At 67.4% G+C, this 15126-nt stretch carries 12 protein-coding genes; 8 read left to right on the top strand and 4 right to left on the bottom strand.

What is annotated here, in order from left to right:
- Nucleotides 1–4 precede the first annotated feature (4 nt).
- From OD750_RS21020 to OD750_RS21055, 8 genes are read left to right on the top strand one after another with little or no spacing between them, the layout of a single operon-like run.
- On the top strand, nucleotides 5–928 hold the full coding sequence (locus OD750_RS21020) for a transposase (protein ID WP_263542293.1): 924 nt from the start codon (nucleotides 5–7) through the stop codon (nucleotides 926–928).
- Nucleotides 925–1863 carry an ABC transporter ATP-binding protein gene (locus OD750_RS21025; RefSeq protein WP_263542292.1) on the top strand — a complete coding sequence of 313 codons (939 nt, stop codon included), beginning with the start codon at nucleotides 925–927 and terminating at the stop codon, nucleotides 1861–1863. Before OD750_RS21020 ends, OD750_RS21025 begins: the two co-directional genes overlap by 4 nt.
- On the top strand, nucleotides 1860–3104 hold the full coding sequence (locus OD750_RS21030) for an ABC transporter permease (RefSeq protein ID WP_263542291.1): 1245 nt from the start codon (nucleotides 1860–1862) through the stop codon (nucleotides 3102–3104). The genes OD750_RS21025 and OD750_RS21030 overlap by 4 nt, the downstream gene beginning before the upstream one ends.
- A complete protein-coding gene (locus tag OD750_RS21035) occupies nucleotides 3101–3799 on the top strand; it encodes a YIP1 family protein (RefSeq protein WP_263542290.1) in 699 nt (232 codons plus the stop codon). The genes OD750_RS21030 and OD750_RS21035 overlap by 4 nt, the downstream gene beginning before the upstream one ends.
- Nucleotides 3799–5007, top strand: coding sequence for an efflux RND transporter periplasmic adaptor subunit (locus OD750_RS21040; protein WP_263542289.1), 1209 nt, complete (start codon nucleotides 3799–3801; stop codon nucleotides 5005–5007). The genes OD750_RS21035 and OD750_RS21040 overlap by 1 nt, the downstream gene beginning before the upstream one ends.
- Complete coding sequence (locus OD750_RS21045; protein WP_263542288.1) at nucleotides 5004–5756, top strand: ABC transporter ATP-binding protein; 753 nt, start codon at nucleotides 5004–5006, stop codon at nucleotides 5754–5756. Before OD750_RS21040 ends, OD750_RS21045 begins: the two co-directional genes overlap by 4 nt.
- Nucleotides 5750–6979, top strand: coding sequence for an ABC transporter permease (locus OD750_RS21050; protein ID WP_263542287.1), 1230 nt, complete (start codon nucleotides 5750–5752; stop codon nucleotides 6977–6979). The genes OD750_RS21045 and OD750_RS21050 overlap by 7 nt, the downstream gene beginning before the upstream one ends.
- Nucleotides 6980–7020: 41 nt before the next feature.
- On the top strand, nucleotides 7021–9312 hold the full coding sequence (locus tag OD750_RS21055; RefSeq protein ID WP_263542286.1) for a winged helix-turn-helix domain-containing protein: 2292 nt from the start codon (nucleotides 7021–7023) through the stop codon (nucleotides 9310–9312).
- A gap of 109 nt (nucleotides 9313–9421) precedes the next feature.
- Here the strand turns inward: OD750_RS21055 and OD750_RS21060 are convergent, their stop codons facing one another.
- The 4 genes from OD750_RS21060 to OD750_RS21075 all read right to left on the bottom strand — a co-directional run.
- The gene (locus OD750_RS21060; protein WP_263542285.1) at nucleotides 9422–9910 is read right to left on the bottom strand and encodes an OmpA family protein; all 489 of its coding nucleotides are present in this window, start codon (nucleotides 9908–9910) and stop codon (nucleotides 9422–9424) included.
- A 120-nt stretch (nucleotides 9911–10030) separates the two neighbouring features.
- Nucleotides 10031–10384 carry a hypothetical protein gene (locus tag OD750_RS21065; RefSeq protein ID WP_263542284.1) on the bottom strand — a complete coding sequence of 118 codons (354 nt, stop codon included), beginning with the start codon at nucleotides 10382–10384 and terminating at the stop codon, nucleotides 10031–10033.
- A 413-nt stretch (nucleotides 10385–10797) separates the two neighbouring features.
- Nucleotides 10798–11076 carry a hypothetical protein gene (locus OD750_RS21070; protein ID WP_263542283.1) on the bottom strand — a complete coding sequence of 93 codons (279 nt, stop codon included), beginning with the start codon at nucleotides 11074–11076 and terminating at the stop codon, nucleotides 10798–10800.
- 8 nt (nucleotides 11077–11084) lie between these two features.
- On the bottom strand, nucleotides 11085–15126 hold a 4042-nt coding region (locus tag OD750_RS21075; RefSeq protein WP_272842105.1), incomplete at its 5' end, for an RHS repeat-associated core domain-containing protein.

Consider the following 15126-nt stretch of genomic DNA (forward strand, 5'->3'; position numbering starts at 1 on the left):
ACCGATGCCCCTGGTGATTCCGACCGACGAGACGCAGCGCATCGAGCTCGACGAGCTCGTCGAGCACCTGTTCGAAGCGAAGATCGACGTCGGCGACCACGCCGCGCTCGCGAGCGTCGCGCCGCTCCTGCGGCGCCTGGCGAACAACCGCGCCTTCCTCGTCGACAGCGTGGTCGACGAACTGAAGGCCTCCGACACGCTGCAGGACGGCAACAACTACAGCCCGCAGGTGTTCATACTGTATCCGCCGCAGCGGCGCGGGCAGATGTTCTTCATGCGCGCGTGCTTCTGGCCGTCGGCGCAGGAACAGCTGCTCAAGGTCAGCGGCGAGGATCCGTTCTTCTACTACAAGCCGCACGACCACAATTTCAACTTCTTGACGGTCGGCTATCTCGGCCCCGGCTACTGGAGCAACTACTACGAGTACGACTACGAGTCGGTCGTGGGCTACCCGGGCGAGGAAGTCGACTTGCGCTTCATTGAAAAGTCGCGGCTGCACGAGGGCAAGGTGATGCTCTATCGCGCCTGCGTCGACGTGCACGACCAGCTGCCGGCCGACGCGTTCTCGGTGTCGCTCAACATCATGGAGAACACGCTGCGCGCCCAGCACTTCGACCAGTACAGCTTCAACGTCGGCACGAAGCGCGTAAAGAAGATCATCAACCGCATCGGCGCGCCGGCGCTGTTCGACGCGGTGTCGTACCTCGGCGACGACGGCGACCGCGCGCTCGTCGCCGAGATCGGCCGCAAGCACGCGTCGAACCGTATCCGCTACTGCGCGCTGCAGTCTCTGTCGAACGCGGCGCCGACGATCGAAGCATCGCTCGACGTGCTGCGCGGCGTGTCCGAAAGCGCGCCGGCGCTGATCCGCGCATGGGCCGGCGAACGCGCGCGGCGGCTCGAAGCCGCCGCGAAGGCCGCGGCATGAGCGCCGTGCAGCCGCTGCTCGCGGTCGACGGCGTCGTCAAGGACTACGGCACGCTGCGCGCCGTCGACCGCGTGTCGTTCGCGCTCGAACCGGGCAAGGTCGTCGCCGTGCTCGGACCGAACGGCTCGGGCAAGACGAGCCTGTTCCGCATGCTCGTCGGCTTCAACCGTCCCGACCACGGCAGCATCCGCTACGCCGCCGCCGACGGCCGCGTGCGCGACGTCGCGCCGCCGGCCGACCTCGGCTACATGCCCGAGGAGCGCGGCCTGTACCCCGACGCGAAAGTCGCCGACGTGATCGCCTACTTCGGCCAGCTGCGCGGCGTGGCCGAGGAGGCCGCGCACGTGCGCGCCGTCGTATTGTTGAAGGAACTCGACATTCCGCAACACGCCGGCAAGCGCGTCAAGGAACTGTCGAAGGGCAACCAGCAGAAGGTGCAGCTCGCCGCGTGCCTCGTCAACGATCCGCGCCTGCTCGTGCTCGACGAACCGTTTTCCGGCCTCGACCCGCTGAACCAGGAAAGTCTGCTCGACTATCTGGCGCAGGTGGCCGGACGCGGCGTCGGCATCGTGCTGTCGGCGCATCACCTGCAGCTCGTCGAGCGGCTCGCCGACAGCGCGCTGATCCTGAGCCGCGGCGCGGTCGTCGCCGAGCACCGGGGCCGCTCGCCGCAGCGCGCCTCGCAGCGCGTCGCGGTCGAACTCGCCGACGTCGACGGCGCCGTCGAGGCGGGCCTCGCGCTCGAACGCGCGGGTGCGGCGAAAACCGGCGCGCACACCTACGAGTTCAACGGCGAGATCGGCACCGACGCCGCCGAGACGATCGCGGCGCTGCTGCGCTCGCGCGTGCTCGCCTCGCTGCGGGCCGGCGAACCGAGCCTGCGCGACGCGTTCTTCTCGGCGCTCGACGGCGCGCGCAAGGAGGCCCTGCAATGAACGGGTTCAAGCAACGCTTTCTCGTGGCGCGCTTCGAATTCCTGCGCCAGTTCACGCTGCGCGGCGACCTGATCGGCCTCGCGCTCGTCGCGCTGGTGATCGCGATCAAGCTCGGCGGCCAGAGCCTCATGGAATCGGCCGGCCGCGCGCAGACCGCGACGATCGCGATCGCGGCGCCGCGCGACGCGCTGCCGAACGACGCCAGCGGCCGGATCGCGTTCGTGCCGCTGCCGCAGCCGGAGGCGGCCTGGCGCGACGCCCTCGCGAGCGGCGCGATCGACGGCGCGATCGTGCCGCAGGCCGACGGCACGTTTCTCGCGAACGTCGAAAAGAACCCCTCGTGGGTCGCGGCGGCGAAGAAGGCGCTGACCGACTGGAACCGCGGCCGCGAACTGGCGAAGCTCGGCATGGCCGAGCAGCAGTACAAGGCGCTCGGCGAACCGGCGAAGCTCGACGTGCGGCGCACCGACGGCCGGCGCGTGTTCGACGATCAGGCGACGCGATCGTTCAGCATCCTTCTGACCGTGCTGTCGCTCGTCGCGTGCGCGAGCGGCTGCGGCCTCATGTTCCAGACCATCACCGGCGAGAAGAACCACCGCGTCAGCGAAGTCGTGCTGTCGTGCATCCCGGCGCAGGTGTGGATCGACGGCAAGGTGGCCGCGATCACGCTGATCGGCCTGAAGACCATACTTCTATACTTGTTCTACATCACGATCGGCGCGGCGGTGCTGACCGAGCGCAGCGGCATCGTCGGTTCGACCGGCCTGCTGTCGTTCACGACGGTCGCGTGGGTCGCGCTGTTCTCGCTCGCCGGCCTCGTGCTGTGGAATTCGTTCTTCGCCGCGGCCGCGGCGACCGCGTCCGGCGACTACGGCTCGGCGCGGCGTACGCTGATCCTGTTTCCGATGATCTTCTACATCGTCTGCTTCGTCGGCGTCGACAATCCGGAAAACTGGTTCATGCAGACGCTGTCGTTCTTCCCGTTCTCGGCCGCGATCGCGATGCCGCTGCGCATCGTGCACGGCGTGGTGCCGCTGTGGCAGGTGCTCGCGTCGCTCGCGACGCTCGTCGCCGGCGCCGTGGCGATGCGCGCGCTCGCCGGCGCGATCTTCCGCACCGGCATGCTGCTGTACGGCAAGTCGCCGTCGATGTTCGCGCTCGCGCGGCATCTCGTTTTCGGACCGCGCGCGCCGGCGCCGGTCGCGATCGTTCCCGAACCGCGCGGAGAAGGCGCACCATGAGCGCAACGCAACGCATCGCCCTCGCATTCTTCGACCCCAAGGCCGCGTTCGAACGGCTCAAGAACGATCCGCGCTATCTCTTCGCGCTCGCGCTCGTCGTCGTCGCGACATGCGCCACCTGGATCTGGTACTACGCCGTCGTCGACATCGACTGGCTGCAGGACAAGCTGATCGAGCAGAAGGGCTACACCGCGCCGGCCGAGATCGACATGGCGCGGCAGGTGATGACGCGCGGTTCGCTCGGCGTGTTCGCGATCGCCGGCGGCGTCGTCGGCATTCCGCTGCTGCTGCTCGCGTGGGCCGGATGGTTTCGTCAGGCCGCGAACTTCGCGTCGGTCGACCTGCCGCTGCGCAAGTGGTACGCGTTCGCGACGTGGACCGCGCTGCCCGGCGCGCTGCTGCTGCCGATCGTCGCGGTACAGCTCGCGCTCGGCCACGGCCGCCAGACCGCGCCGGACGAGCTCAATCCCGTCTCGCTGAACCAGCTCGTGCTCGGCCTGCCGCCCGGCAGCGCCGCGGCGGCGATCTTCAACTCGTTCTCGCTGCTGTCGGTGTGGACCATCGTGCTGATCACGGTCGGCCTCGTGCAGTGGGGCGTCAGGAGCGTGCCGCGCGCGCTGGCGATCGCGCTCGCGCCCTACGTCGTGTTCTACGGCGGCTGGGCGCTCGTGTCGTTCCTGCGGTCGGGGGCGTGATGCGCGGCAAGCTGCCCGTCGCGCTGCTGATCGCCGCGCTCATCGGCCTGCCGCTCCTGCTGCAGGGCGTGTCGCGCCAGCAGCCCAAGCGCGTGGCGATCGAAGCGGTACAGGCGCGCGCGCTCAAGCCGTCGGTGCTCGCCTCGGGCGTGCTCGAGTTTCGCGAGCGCGCCGACCTCTCGCCCGAGGTGCTGGCGAAGGTCGCGCAGATTCTCGTCAAGGAAGGCGACCGCGTGGTCAAGGGCCAGCTCGTGATGCGGCTCGATTCGACCGGCATCGAGGCCGAGGTCGAACAGCGTCAGGCGGCCGTGCGCCAGCAGGAAATCGCGATCGAACGCTACGATCTCGACATCCGGCTCGCGCGCAAGCAGCGCGACCGTCTCGAACAGCTGCATGCGCGCGGGCTCGTCGACGACGCCGCGCTCGACGAGAAGAACACGTCGCTCGAAAAATCGACCGTCGACCTCGCCGCCGCGCGGCAGGCGCTCGTGCAGGCGAACGCCGCGCTGCGCCAGGGGCGCGACGCGCTGTCCAAGACCGCGATCACCTCGCCGATCGACGGCACCGTCACCGTCATCGGCATCAAGATCGGCGAGACCGCGGTGCCGAGCTCGGTCGGCGTGCAGGGCTCCAAGCTGATGTCGGTCGCCGACACCGCCACGATCATGGCCAAGGTCGCCGTCGACGAAGCCGACATCGGCCGCGTCGCGCTCGGCCAGGACGTCGCCATCTTTCCGGCGTCGTCGTCCGACTCGGCCCTCGACGGCCGCATCACGCTGATTCCGCTGTCGCCGACGGAACCCGCGGCGAACAGCCGCACGACCGCGCGCGCGAAATCGTATTCGGTCGAAGTCGACTTCGCCGACGGCGCGCGCGGCGCGACGCTGCGGCCCGGCATGACCTGTCGCGCGGAAATCGTCGTCGCGACGGCCGCGCGCGTGCTCGCGGTGCCGCAGCAGGCCGTGCTCAACGACGCCGAACGCGCCAGCAACAACGGCAGCGAGCGCGACGTGCCCGACGCGCACTACGTTTTCGTCGTCGAGAACGGCCGCGCCGTGCGCCGCGCGGTCACCGCGGGCCTCTCCGACGACACGTACTGGGAACTCACCGGCGGCGTCGCCGCCGGCGACCGCGTGATCGTCGGCCCGTACAAGGTGCTGCGCCACCTGCGCGCCGGCGACCGCGTGGACAACGTCCCGGAAGCATGAGCGCGCCGGCGATCAACGCGATCCTGACGCTCGAGGCGGTCGAGAAGACGTTCCATGTCGCCGGCGAGCCGGTGCACGCGCTGCGCGGCGTCGATCTCGAGGTGACGCGCGGCGAATACGCCGCGATCATCGGTCCGTCGGGCTCGGGCAAATCGACGCTGATGAACGTGCTCGGCTGCCTCGAACGGCCGAGCGCCGGCCGCTACGCGATCGACGGCGTCGATGCCGCGGCGCTCGACGACGACGCGCTCGCCGACCTGCGCAATCGCCGCATCGGTTTCGTGTTCCAGGATTTTCACCTGCTGCCGCGCGCCAGCGCGCTCGACAACGTCATGCTGCCGCTCTTGTATCGCGGCGGTTCGCGCCGCGCGCACCGCGAGAGCGCGCAGACGGCGCTCGCCGACGTCGGCTTGGCCGACCGTGAAAGCCACCTGCCGATGCAGCTCTCCGGCGGCCAGCGCCAGCGCGTCGCGATCGCGCGCGCGCTCGTCGGCAATCCGGCGATCCTGCTCGCCGACGAACCGACCGGCAATCTCGACGCCGCGACCGCGCGCGACATTATGGATCTATTCGACCGCCTGAACGTGCGCGGCCACACGATCGTGCTCGTCACGCACGACGCGTCGATCGCGCGGCGCTGCCGGCGCACGATCCGGCTCGCCGACGGGCGCGTCGTCGACGACGCGCCGTCGACCGAAGCCGCGTTGCGCGACGCAGGCTCGCTGCAGATCGCGGGCCGCGCATGCTGAGCTTCGCCGAAACGCTGCGCAGCGCCGCGGCGAGCATCCGCGGCCACGGCCTGCGCAGCGGACTGACCGCGCTCGGGCTCGTCGTCGGCGTCGCGTCGGTGATCGCGGTCGTCGCGATCGTGCAAGGCCTCTCGCACCGCATCAAGGAAGGCTTCGCGGGGCTCGGCGCGAACAGCCTCACGGTGAAGTCGTACACGCGTTTCGAAGACAAGCTGCAGGGCCGGGAAAACCGCATCGGCACGGCCGATCTCGACGAACTCGTGCTGCGCCTCGACGGCGTGCGCGACGTCTCGCCGGTATTGCCGGTGTTCGGACCGTTCGGCGCCGAGGTGCGGCTCGCCGGCAAGACCGCGCACACGCGCGTGTTCGCCACGACGCCGGTATACCAGTACACACGGCAAAACTTTCCGGCGCAGGGCCGCTTCATCACCGAAGCCGACGAAAAGCACCGGCGCCGCGTGGCCGTGGTCGGCGCCAAACTGCTCGACGACCTCGACGCGACCGCCGCGCCGATCGGCAAATTCGTCGAGATCGGCGGCGAGTGGTTCAAGATCGTCGGCGTCATGGAAGAACGCGGCGAACTGTTCGGCATCAGCCAGGACGACTTCGTGCTGATGCCGTTCGCGACGGGCCTTGCGCTTCTGCCCGACCAGGTCGAACCCGACATCGGCATCACGTTCAACGTCGAGGACGTCGAGAAGCTCGACGAAGTGCGCGACCGCGCCACGACGCTGCTGCGCCGCAAGCACGGCATCAAGGCGGGACGCGAGAACGACTTCAAGGTCGAGACGGCCGAGCAGCTGACCGATTCGTTCGCGAGCCTGTTCGACACCGTGACGTTCGTGTTCGCCGCGATCGTCGGCATCTCGATGCTCGTCGGCGGCATCGGCGTCATGAACATGATGCTGGTGTCGGTCACCGAGCGCACGCGCGAGATCGGTATCCGCAAGGCGCTCGGCGCGAAGAAGCGCGACATCCTCGCGCAGTTCCTGATCGAAGCGGTGCTGCTCACGACGATCGGCGGCGCGATCGGCATCGGCGTCGGCTACGCGCTCGGCTACGGCGCGGCGCAGCTGATCCCGTCGTTTCCGCCGGCCGTGCTGCCGTGGTGGGCGACCGTCGCGGCGTTCGGCTTCTCGGCCGGCGTCGGCATCGCATTCGGCATCGCGCCGGCCGCGCGCGCCGCGGCGCTCGATCCGATGGCCGCGCTGCGCAACGAGTAGCCGAATAGACCGCATGCGCGCGCGTCGCTACGCTTGCGGCGATGAGCACGTCCTTCCGCTTCGGCGACTTCCGACTCGATCCCGCCGCGCGCGAACTGTGGCGCGGCGCCGAGCGCATCAACCTGCCGCCGAAGTCGTTCGAATGCCTCGCCTATCTCGTGGAGCATCGCGAGCGCGCGGTCGGACGCGACGAGCTGATCTCGGCCGTGTGGGGCCGCGCCGACGTCAACGACGCGCTGCTCGCGCAAACGCTGCTGCGCGCACGCCGCGCGGTCGGCGACACCGGCAGCGGACAGACCGCGATCCGCACCGTGCCGCGCTTCGGCTATCGCTTCGTCGCGGTGGTCGACCGCGACGAGGCGCAGCCCGTCGCGACGCCGATCGCCGCCTCCGCCACCGTCGAACAGGCACCGGCGGCCGCGGCGCGGCGGCGTGCGAACCGCGGCGCGATCGGCGCCGTCGTCGGTGCAATCGTCGTCGCAGCGCTCGTCGCGCTCATGGCCTGGAATCGCGTGCCGGCACCGACCGCGAACGCCGCCGATCTCGCGGTCGTGCTGCCGGTCGAGATCGACGAAAGCTCGTCCGACGCGGCGTGGATACGGCTGGGCGTCATGGACTACGTCGCGTCGCGCCTGCGCGCCGACGGCAAGCTCACGGTGCTGCCGAGCGAACGCGTCGTCGCGTTCGGGCTCGACCCGCACGCCGACGCGACGCAGCAATCCGCACAACGCGACAAAATTCTTCGCACCACCGGGGCGACGATCGTCGTGCGACCGCGCGCGCAGGCGACGACGCAGGGCTGGCGGCTGGACCTCGCGTGGTACGCCGGCTCGCGCCGCGAAGACGCGAGCGGCGAAGGCGCGACCGCGCTCGCGGCCGCCACGCGCGCGACCGACGCGCTGCTCGCACGCATCGGCCGGCGCGAGACGACAGCGCCCGCCGCGGCGCCGACGCTGGCGGCCGAGCTCGCGCAGCGCATCGACGCGGCGATGCTCGCCGGCGACCTCGCCGCCGCGCGCGCCGCGCTCGACGCCGCGCCGGCCGCGCTGCGCGCCGATCCCGACGTCGCGGTGCGCCTTGCGCAGATCGACTTTCGCGCCGGCCGCATCGACGATGCCGAACGCGCGTTCGCGGCGCTGCGCGACCGGCTGGTCGACCTGCCGACCACCGTGCAGGCGCAAGCGTTGATGGGACTCGGCGCCGTCGCCGTGCGGCGCAACGACTTCCCCGCGGCCGAGCGGCGCTACGCCGAAGCGCTCGCCGCGCTCGGCCCGAGCGCCGACGCCGAACTCGCCGGCAACGGCTACACCGGCCGCGGCGTCGCGCGCGCCGCGCTCGGCCGCTACGACGAGGCGCTGGCCGACTTCGGCCGGGCGCGCGTCGCGCTCGAACGCGCCGGCGACCTGCCGGGCGCCGCGAGCGTCGACACGAACCGCGGCCTGCTCGAAAGCAGCCGCCGCCGCTGGAGCGAGGCGGTACAGGCGTTCAGCCGCGCGATCGCCGTGTTCGAGCGCTACGACGTGCGCGACAACCTCGCCGCGAGCCTGCACGCCAAGACGCTCGCGGAACTCGCACTGCTCGATCTCGACGCCGCGCTCGCCGACTCCGCCCGCGCGTGGCGGATCGCGGCGGATCTGGAAAACCCCGTGCTCGTCGACGCGATCCGTCACTCGCGCATCCGCGCGCTGCTCGCAACGGGTCAACTCGTCGCGGCCGCGTCGCTGCTCGACGGCGAAGCGAATGTCGAACACGCGCAGCCGTCCGAACCGCGCGAACTGCGCGTGCGGCTGTCGCTCGCACGCGGCGATGCGGCGACGGCGCTGACCCAGGCGCAGTCGCTCGCGCGCGACCATCCCGGTGCCGACGCGCAGCTGCTGCTCGCGATCGCGGCGATGGCGGCAGGCGAGACAACCGACAAACCGGCGGACGAGCCTGCGCCGGACGACCCCATGTCGGACGACCCCGCGACAGAAGCCCGCAACGCACCGACGCTCGCACTCGCGCGCGCCGTCCGCACGCAAGGACGCGGCAACGCGGAAGCGACGCTAGCGGCGTACGCGCAGGCGCTCGCGGCGGCCGACCGCGACGGCACGCCGGATGTCGTCGTCGATGCCTCGCGGTTCTACCTACCGCAACTCATCGCGCGACGCGAACTCGACCGCGCGAGCGCGATCGCTGGCGCGATCGCGCCCTACGCCGAACGCGACTTCCGCGCCGCTCGGGCGCTCGCGCAGCTGTACCGCGCACTCGACGACCAGGCGCTGCTGGCGCAGGCGAATGCTCGGGTGAAAGCGCTGGCCGGAGAGCGGGATGTGGACAAGGCGGTTTATTAAGCGACGCGCGACTCAGCGGCGCACGTAGTCGGCGAAATAGTGTCGGTGTCGCTGCCTGAGGTTCAGGCGACAGCAGTCTTGACGCGCGCTACATCGTCGGCGGCGAGCATCACTTGCAGTCGAAATCAACAACATTGACTTCTGCACGGCGATTCTGCTGCCTCCCGTCCTCGGCCCTATTATCGTCAATGAACACCTCACGGCCGCGGCCACGCGGCGCCTCAAGGCATCGCGGCGAAACGCCATGGTCGATCAACCAGCGATGGACCAATGTAGCCCTGCGCGTCGACAGATCGTAGCAAGCTTGATCGGCGCACTCGCGATCATCGGTGAAACCGATGACTTCCATTCTGAACACCGGATTTTGTTTTAGCGCATCCGAGTCGTATTGCAAAGGGCGAAGCTGTTCGGACGCCGGCGACTGAAGTGACTCTTCCAAAGGCTCACCCGGATCGGGCGAACCGCTTCTGAATTTTACGCCTCTGAACTCAAAAGACGCGTTGAATGATTCGGCAATTGGCTTTTTTTGAGGGGCGCAGCCCACGACAAATTCGCAGGTTGCAAGAGTCACGACTAGAGCGAATAGGGCTTTCTTCATGGTGACCCTCCGGGCCCACAACTCCCAACCGTGCTCTGCCCACACGCAACAATGACCGAAGTCTCTGCTTGCTTCTCGGTCTGGTCCAAAGCTCCGTGCAAATTTTGACAGAAACGTCCTTCACTCTACTGATTTGACATAAACGCCCCAAAGCCGCCTCACAGGCGCAACGATGAACTCTTTCCGCCCGCCCTTGCTCACGGTGTATCCCCGATAGATCGCAACTTCGTCCTTTGCATGATCCAGCACTTCCAATTGACGGCTGAGCCAATTGACGATGTCGCCACCAGCGGCTTCGGCGACTCTCAACCGTTTCGTGATTATCCATCGCGCCTTGTTCACATCTTTCTCTTGCCAAAACGAGTAACCGTCACCTTCGATCTCGATGGCTCTCGGGTCGCACGACAACATCGCGCCCCTTAAATTTTCCGGCAGTTCCAGCTCGATCAGTTTTATTGCGTCGATTAGCCTCATCGAATGCGCTCCACATCGCTGTGTATATCCCCAATTGTCGAAACTTCCTTTTCCCAGGGGAAATTGCTCCACTCGGAAACATCGCATGCGCGGTCGGATCATTGTAGCCGCCCTTGGGACTAATCAAGCCGGTGGACCCGACGGTAGGAAATTTCGAGTAATGCGAATCTTTTTGGCATATGGTTCTGTAGACGTCATTTGCCGTATCTCCGGTCGCATCCGCCGCTTTCCCGGCGGACTTCGAAAAACGCGACATCATTTTCGACAACACGTCGACTGCTTTACCACCTCCTGGCATGACATCGATTGCCGCCATAGCCCACGAAAATGCTCCACAGCCACTCGCGACACATCCCGCTGCAGCCGAGTCTGGTATCAAGTCCGCAACGACTTGCTAAGGACCTGAAAGCGACTCATTTTGCAACCCTCGTCAATCGAGCGCGGTTATATTCCGCGGAGATTACTCCTCCGGAATCATCGTCGTAGAAGATGATAAAAACGTAGTCTTTGCCACTTTGCGGGGAGTCCAGCCACGCGGCAAAAATTGAATTCGGCATCGATCCGATATTGATCTCAAGCCTCTCCAACGCAGGGGCTACCTTGCTCCAATCTCCACGCACCTGTTGGAACAAATGCACGACGTACCGCTCGAATTCCCTTTTTTCCAGAAGTTGCGCACAAGCTTCGAGCATGTCACACCTCATTTCACAAAAGACTTTATATACTGTACCTGCTGCTCGGTCGCTCGAACTCTCTCGCCGCTCTTCAATAGGTTCAGATGGCTGGAGTTGGGCCTGCCATTCATTGTCGTCACGTGCTCCCCATTCGCTTCCAAGATGTGTTCACGACCTCCAGGGCCTCGTACGACAAAACGACCATCCGACTGAACGTATACATCGGCAGCGCGCGCATTTTGGATGTCGTTCGTAACCTTTCCCGTCATCCTTCCTTCACTATGCCGTTGTACAGCATGATCGGATTTGGTGATTTTCTTGTCGTCCTTCTTTGGCCCATCCGGAGGCGGCGCACCTGCGCCGCTTGCGCTCACGACTTGTTCCGGCGCCTTTTTCTCAGGAGGATCGTCGGAGCCTCCGCCTGCCTGCGCCATCGGCATGGCGGGATAGATGGCATTGACGAGTACGAAGCCGCCTTGCCCCATGCTGAACCGGCTATTGACTCCGTAAACAAAGGCCGCAACGGCACCTGCAACGGCCCCGGCACAGACCGTACTCGCCGCGCATGCCTGAGCAAGAGCCCAAGGGTTTCTTCCGTCCGGGTCAATGTTGCTGTATGGACTATTTCTCGCGTACCAGTATCTATTGAAGCTTCCGATACTTACATCGACCGGATCAACCGCCAGAAACCTCCCCGCATACGGATCGTAATACCGCGCCTGCATGTAGGAGAGCCCCGTCTCCGCGTCCGCGACATGCCCCGTGTACCCCGGCGCCGACTGCGGCGTCGGTCCCCATCCGTACGGCAGATAGTTCTCGCGCGCCGACGGCGTGCCGTTCGCATCGGTCGTGCGTACCGGCGAACCGAGGCCGTCCGTGTGGATGTAGCGACGCCCCGCCGTGCCGTCTTCGGCGATCAGATGCCGGCCGAGGTAGACGTAGCGCTTCGTGCCGCCGCCGCTCGGCGGATAGTTCGCGTCGCCTTGCTGGAAGCCGTTCCTGAAGATCCCGTCATTCGTTACCGGCGCGCTCTGGTACAGCAACTGACCGGCCTGGCTGTACACCTGCACCGTCGTCGCGCCGTTCTTCGTGACCGTCGTGCGTCGACCGTGCCCGTCGTAGCGGTAGCTCGCGACGTTCGGCCCGATCGCCTTGACGCGGTCGGCCAGATCGATTGCGAACGTCTGCGCGTTGCGCTGCGTCACGCGTCCGCGCGCGTCGGTGACGTACGCGATGACGTTCGTCGCGCCGGCCGCGATGCGTTCCAGGCGCTGCGTCGTCGCGTGGTAGTGGTGCGTCCAGTTCAGTCCCGGCGCGGCCGTCGTGCGCAGATTGTCGAGCGGGTCGTAGCCGAACGTGTGCGCGCCGTTCCACAACGCGGCATTCGTCGCGCTCGTCAGCCGGTCGAGATCGTCGTACGTCATCGTTCGCGTGAACGTGCCGCCGAGGCCGTCGGCGATGCCTGTGACATTCGCGTTCTCGTCGAACGTATAGGCGTCGTTGAGCACACCGGTATCGGTGCTGTTGCTCGGCAATCCGCGCACGTTCTGCCGCGTCGTATGTGCGATGTTGTTGCCGTAGCGGAAGCTCGCCAGCGCGCCGTTCGGGTGCGTGGCGATCTGCGTCGCATAGTTGCCGACCTGCGTCGCTTCGCCCAGCGCGTTCGGTGCGTAGCTCACGGTCGTGCCGTCGGGATAGCGCAGGCTCGCGGCATGCCCGTTCGCCGTGTACGTGTAGTCGATGGAATAGTTCACGCCGCCCAGCGCCAGCGTTTCGTTCGTCGACAGGCGCCGGCGGTTGTACGTCGTCGTCCACGTGCTGTTGTCCGACGCGATCGTTTCGAGCAGGCCGTCGGCCGTATACGCGCGCGTGATCGGCAGCGTCGCGCCGTCGGCGTAGGTCGTCGCCGTCAGGCGGTTGACGGCATCGTACGTGTACGTCGCCTTCTGGTTCGCCGCCACGCCGCCCTGTTCGCAGCTCGACGTGCTCGCGAGGTTCTGCCCGGTCGCCGTCCATTCGACCAGATTGGCGCCGTTGTACGCCTGCACCGTCGCGCCGCTTTCCGGTTCGATCGTCTTGCACAGGCGTTGCTGCGGGTCGTAGACGTAGCGCCGAACCGCGCTGATCGCATTGCCCTGGTAGGTGCCGCTGCGCGTCATCGTCAGCGGCTTGCCGAACCCGTCGCGCACGATCGTCGTAACGGCCGTTTCCGGCGCGCTGATCACGAGCGGCGCCGATTCGTCCGGTTCGTCGAACGCCTGGAACGTCGTCGTCGCGATCTTGCCGCGCGCGTTCGTCGTGCGTTTCGTGTAGCCGTCGAGCCAGCGCACCGAGGTGGTCAACGTACCGGCGCCTTCCCAGCTCGCCGCGGTGTCGGTCAGCCGGCCGATTGCGTCGTACGTCATCGCCGTGCCGGCCGGCAGCGGGTTGACCAGCACCGACGCGATCGTTCGCTGCGGATACGACGCGTAGGTTTCGCGGCCGCCGCTGTCGAAGCGGCGCAGCGTCATGCGCTGCGTGCCGTCGACGTCGGCGGTATCGACGGTGCGTGTCAGCACCGGCCGCCATAACGCATCGAGGATATTCTCGGTCAGCGCCGTGCCGGTGCCGACCGTCTGCTTCCAGTGCCCGACCGGCAAGCCGTATTCGGGGCCGGCCGGGGCGAACGTCAGGCGTGTATCGTTCCACTCGGGCACGTCGCCGTCGGGATAATCGATGCGCTTGAGCCGGCCGAGCGGGTCGTACTCGTAACGCGTCGTGAAATTCGCCGGATTCGTCAGCGCGATGATTTCGCCGTAGTCGTTCACGTCGGCCGCGATCGTGCGCGTATCGGCCAGCGTCACCGATCGCGCGATGCCGCGGTGATAGTCCGTGTACGTCGTCGTGTGGTTCGCGCCGTCGGTCTGCGTCCACAGCAGGCCGTTCGGGTGATACCTCATCGTCGTGACCGGCCGGCCGAACCGGCGCGTGGTCGTCCGCGTCGCGGTGATCGGGTCGTACGTGTTCAGGCGCATGACGGCGCCGGTGCCGGTTTCGGTCACCGACGCGATCTGATGCAAGATCCACTTCGCGGTATTGTGGTGATGGACCGTCGCTTCGGTGCGGCGGTGGCCGAGCGTGCTCGATCGCACGACCGTCGTCGGTTCGCCGTAATCGTCGAACGCGATCGCCTCCCACGTGAACGTCGTATCGCGTTCGACGATCTGCCGGCGATCCTGCGGGAACAGCCGCGTCGCCATGTACGTGTCGCCGGATTCGCGGAACGACGTGCCGATGTCCGCCGGATACGGGCCGGCGTCCGGCGCGCGATGCCGGTACGTCGTCGTGCGCAGCGCCGACGATCCGTTCCAGCCGATGTCGACGCTCAGCAAGCGCCCTTCGTCCTCGCGATACTTCGTGCCGAACGTATGGCGATTCGTATTGCCTTCCGGGTCGGTCACCGCGACCGTCTTCGTACGCGGGCAGCCGGCGCCGCAGGCATCGCCGATCGCGTTGTTCTGCGCGGGCGAATACGCGTAGGCCCACGTCAGCGAAGCAATCCCGGGGCCGGTGAGCGTCTTGGACGTCAGCGCCCAGGTGTCGAACACTTCCGGGTCGCGTTCGAAACCGTGCTGACCGCCGTTCGGCAGGTTGTAGACGATGCAGTTGCTCGCCCGCGCCGGCATGAACGCGCGGCCGTGGTGGCGCGGTTCGACGACGAACGTGCCGGTCGCGCCGGACGGGTGCGTGATCGTGCCGCGGCGCGAGGTCGCGCCGCCGAAGGTGCCGGCCGTGTAGCTGCCCGCACCGACGTTCGAGCAGGTCACCGAGGTCAGGCCATACGAGATATTGGCATCGGTCAGCGACCCGAGCGCGAACGTCCACTTCGTGTTGTCGGGGAGCTTGACCTCGGTGAGGTCGCCGACGGCGTCGTAGGAATACGTCCACACGCGCGCGCCGGCCGTTACCGTCTTGATGCGATGGCTCGTGCCGTCATAGGTCAGAGTCAGCAGGCGGCCGTCGTCCGCCGCGATGCTCAGCAGGCGCGCGCGGTCGGCGCCGGGCGCGGTGTCGTAGGTGTACTGTGCG

This window comes from Tahibacter soli, assembly GCF_025717065.2.
In the GTDB taxonomy this organism is placed as follows: domain Bacteria; phylum Pseudomonadota; class Gammaproteobacteria; order Xanthomonadales; family Rhodanobacteraceae; genus Tahibacter; species Tahibacter soli.

Coding starts and splice junctions, on each gene's coding strand:
- OD750_RS21055 (WP_263542286.1), top strand. CDS start 7,021: ATGAGCACGTCCTTCCGCTTCGGCGACTTCCGACTCGATCCCGCCGCG.
- OD750_RS21030 (WP_263542291.1), top strand. CDS start 1,860: ATGAACGGGTTCAAGCAACGCTTTCTCGTGGCGCGCTTCGAATTCCTG.
- OD750_RS21050 (WP_263542287.1), top strand. CDS start 5,750: ATGCTGAGCTTCGCCGAAACGCTGCGCAGCGCCGCGGCGAGCATCCGC.
- OD750_RS21065 (WP_263542284.1), bottom strand. CDS start 10,384: ATGAGGCTAATCGACGCAATAAAACTGATCGAGCTGGAACTGCCGGAA.
- OD750_RS21040 (WP_263542289.1), top strand. CDS start 3,799: ATGCGCGGCAAGCTGCCCGTCGCGCTGCTGATCGCCGCGCTCATCGGC.
- OD750_RS21020 (WP_263542293.1), top strand. CDS start 5: ATGCCCCTGGTGATTCCGACCGACGAGACGCAGCGCATCGAGCTCGAC.
- OD750_RS21035 (WP_263542290.1), top strand. CDS start 3,101: ATGAGCGCAACGCAACGCATCGCCCTCGCATTCTTCGACCCCAAGGCC.
- OD750_RS21070 (WP_263542283.1), bottom strand. CDS start 11,076: ATGCTCGAAGCTTGTGCGCAACTTCTGGAAAAAAGGGAATTCGAGCGG.
- OD750_RS21025 (WP_263542292.1), top strand. CDS start 925: ATGAGCGCCGTGCAGCCGCTGCTCGCGGTCGACGGCGTCGTCAAGGAC.
- OD750_RS21045 (WP_263542288.1), top strand. CDS start 5,004: ATGAGCGCGCCGGCGATCAACGCGATCCTGACGCTCGAGGCGGTCGAG.
- OD750_RS21060 (WP_263542285.1), bottom strand. CDS start 9,910: ATGAAGAAAGCCCTATTCGCTCTAGTCGTGACTCTTGCAACCTGCGAA.